Source organism: Cetobacterium somerae ATCC BAA-474, from assembly GCF_000479045.1.
GTDB lineage: Bacteria > Fusobacteriota > Fusobacteriia > Fusobacteriales > Fusobacteriaceae > Cetobacterium_A > Cetobacterium_A somerae.
Window position 1 is genome coordinate 1 of record NZ_KI518157.1, and the last position, 2,943, is coordinate 2,943.

Annotated in this window: 2 protein-coding genes; one reads left to right on the plus strand and one right to left on the minus strand. The window is 28.7% G+C overall.

Going from position 1 to position 2,943, the window contains the following annotated elements:
• The first annotated feature begins 143 nt into the window (after window positions 1-143).
• The gene (locus tag HMPREF0202_RS07075) at window positions 144-1,748 is read left to right on the plus strand and encodes a CTP synthase (protein ID WP_023052387.1); all 1,605 of its coding nucleotides are present in this window, start codon (window positions 144-146) and stop codon (window positions 1,746-1,748) included.
• On the opposite strand, the gene HMPREF0202_RS07080 is transcribed toward HMPREF0202_RS07075, so the two are convergent.
• Window positions 1,745-2,863: an alanine racemase gene (locus tag HMPREF0202_RS07080; RefSeq protein ID WP_023052388.1), complete on the minus strand. Its 1,119-nt coding sequence runs from the start codon at window positions 2,861-2,863 to the stop codon at window positions 1,745-1,747. The two genes, HMPREF0202_RS07075 and HMPREF0202_RS07080, sit on opposite strands and share 4 nt — an antisense overlap.
• Window positions 2,864-2,943 lie beyond the last annotated feature (80 nt).

The following is a 2,943-nucleotide window of genomic DNA, read 5'->3' on the forward strand; positions in this document are numbered from 1 at the left end:
ATCAAAATAATATCAAAATAATATCAAAATAAAAAATATCCAAGGGAAATAAATTTTTTATAAAAAATTGGATTAAGTTAAGGCGAAATTTTTTTTTTTCGCCTTTTTTTTTTCGATTTTTATAAAATAAATGGAGGATATTTATGAAAGAAACTAAGTATGTATTTGTAACAGGAGGAGTTGTATCATCTTTAGGAAAAGGAATTACAGCAGCATCGCTAGGAAGATTATTAAAAGAAAGAGGATATAGTGTAACTATTCAAAAATTTGATCCATATATAAATATAGATCCAGGAACAATGAATCCTTATGAGCATGGAGAAGTATTTGTAACTAACGATGGTGCTGAAACAGATTTGGACTTAGGTCATTATGAAAGATTTTTAGATGAAAATTTAACAAAGTATAATAATATTACAACTGGTAAAGTATACGAATCTGTAATCAATAAAGAAAGAAAAGGTCAATACTTGGGAAAGACTGTCCAAGTAATTCCACATATAACAAACGAGATAAAATCTAAAATAGAGTTAGTTGGAAAAGAAAATAATTCAGATGTAGTTATAACAGAGATAGGTGGTACAGTTGGAGATATTGAATCTACACCTTTTTTAGAAGCTATAAGACAATTTAAGTACGATGTAGGAAGAAATAATGTTTTATACATCCATGTGACACTTTTACCATATTTAAAAGCTGCAGGAGAATTAAAAACAAAGCCATCCCAGCATTCAGTAAAAGAACTGATGAGTTTAGGGATAAGACCAGATATTTTAGTTTGTAGAACAGAGCATCCTGTAAGTATGGATATAAAAAGAAAACTATCAATGTTTTGTGATATTGATGAGGATGCAGTGATAGAAGCTCCAGATGCTAAGACAATTTATGAAGTTCCACTTATAATGGAAGAGAATGGATTAGCTAACGTTGCATGTAAAAAATTAGGAATTGAAAATAAAAAACCAACTTTAAAGATTTGGAAAGAAATTGTAAGAAAAATTAAACATCCAACTGATAAGATTAAGTTGGCCGTTGTAGGAAAATATATTGAATTAAAGGATGCGTATATAAGTATAAATGAGTCTATAGAGCATGCAGCATACGAACTTGGATTAAAAGCTGAAATTCATTATATTCAAGCAGAAGAGTTAGATACAAAGACTTTAGAACAATTTAATGGAATATTAATTCCTGGTGGATTTGGAGATAGAGGAGTTCAAGGCAAAATTGATGCAATAAAATTTGCAAGAGAAAATAGAATTCCGTTTTTAGGTATTTGTTTAGGGATGCAAAGTGCAGTAATTGAATTTTCTAGAAATGTTTTAGCTATGGAAGCAGCGAATTCTACAGAATTTGATAAAAATACAAAATTTCCAGTTATAGATATTTTATTAGATCAAAAAAATATTGAAAATTTAGGTGGAACAATGAGATTAGGACTTTATCCATGTAAATTAGAAAAAGATAGTTTAGCTTATGAGTTATATCAAGAAGAGCTTATATATGAAAGACATAGACATAGATATGAATTTAATAATATTTATAAAGAGATAATTCAAAAAAATGGTCTAAAGATATCTGGAAAATCTCCAGATGGAACTTTAGCAGAAATTGTAGAATTACCTAAAGAGTCACACCCATTTTTTATAGCGGGTCAGTTTCATCCAGAATTTAAAAGTAGACCAGGAAAACCACACCCGCTATTTTTAGGGTTTGTAAAGGCTATTTATAAAAGAGAAAATAATTAATCAAGAGAAATTTTTCTAGAATTTCCTCTTATATCAACCTCAATAATTTTTTCAATAGTTCCAGCTCTATGACCTATTAAGTAGTTTGTCATATTAGCTGCTGAACATGAGTGATTAGGGATAATTTCAATTTTATCACCAATTTTTAGGGCTGTAGGGCCCTCTTTTTTTACTTTTGCTACTTCTTCAGATAATCCAATAACAGTAAGTTCAGGATGATTTTTAACAATTCCAAATCCTTTTGTTAAAGAGTTTCCGTGTGCTCCTTGATCAAGTCCTAAACACTTACTACCGCAATCAAGAATAAATAAATCTTCAGATGGATGAGAAACTACAGTTGCTAAAACAGTTAAAGCGCAATCTTTTTCTTCTGCAGCACCTAAAGCTACTTGAATAGCATCAAAGAATACATAGTTTCCAGGTCTAGAAACTGTTATTTCTTTAGATTTTATTGCATTTTCAAAAGTTGGAGTAGTTCCAGTAGCTACAAATTCAACAGTAGCACCATTTTCAATTAAAAGATTTTTAGCTAAAGTCATTATATTAATCTCTTTTTCTGTGATTTCATTAACATGATCTTTTGAAAAACCATAAACTTGACCAGTGTGAGTAGAAATACCTTTGAAAACAAGATTAGGGTATTTTTGTAATGAGTTATATAAATTAACACTTTCTTCAGGTGACACTCCGAATCTATTTAAACCACTATTTATTATAATTTGATAATTAATTGTATTTGTACCTAATTTTTTTGAAAGTTCAATTGCAGGAATTTCATTGTCAAAAGCAACAAATAAGTCACATTGTGCACTAAGAGCAATTATTCTATCTAAGTTACTATCTCCAATAACAGGGTAGGCAAGCATAACTTTAGTTACTCCACTTTTTTTAACAACAGATTCAGCCTCATCTAAAGTTCCAACCAAAACACCTTTAGCTCCAGCTTCAATCTGCATTTTAGTGATTTCGCTACTTTTATGAGTTTTTAGCATAGGGAATAATTCAACAAGATTTTCATCAGCTAAATTTTGATATTTTTTTATATTATTTTCTAATGCATCTAAATTAACTAAAAAACTTGGTGTAGTTAATGATGATATATTTTTTTTATTCATATATAAACCTCCAATTTAAATTCTAATAAAATATACAACATTTTTTTCTTAAAGTCAAACTTTATTTATTAAAAAAAATA

Excerpts from the sequence above, each read along its gene's own strand:
- HMPREF0202_RS07075 (WP_023052387.1), top strand. The coding sequence starts at position 144 with ATGAAAGAAACTAAGTATGTATTTGTAACAGGAGGAGTTGTATCATCT.
- HMPREF0202_RS07080 (WP_023052388.1), bottom strand. The coding sequence starts at position 2,863 with ATGAATAAAAAAAATATATCATCATTAACTACACCAAGTTTTTTAGTT.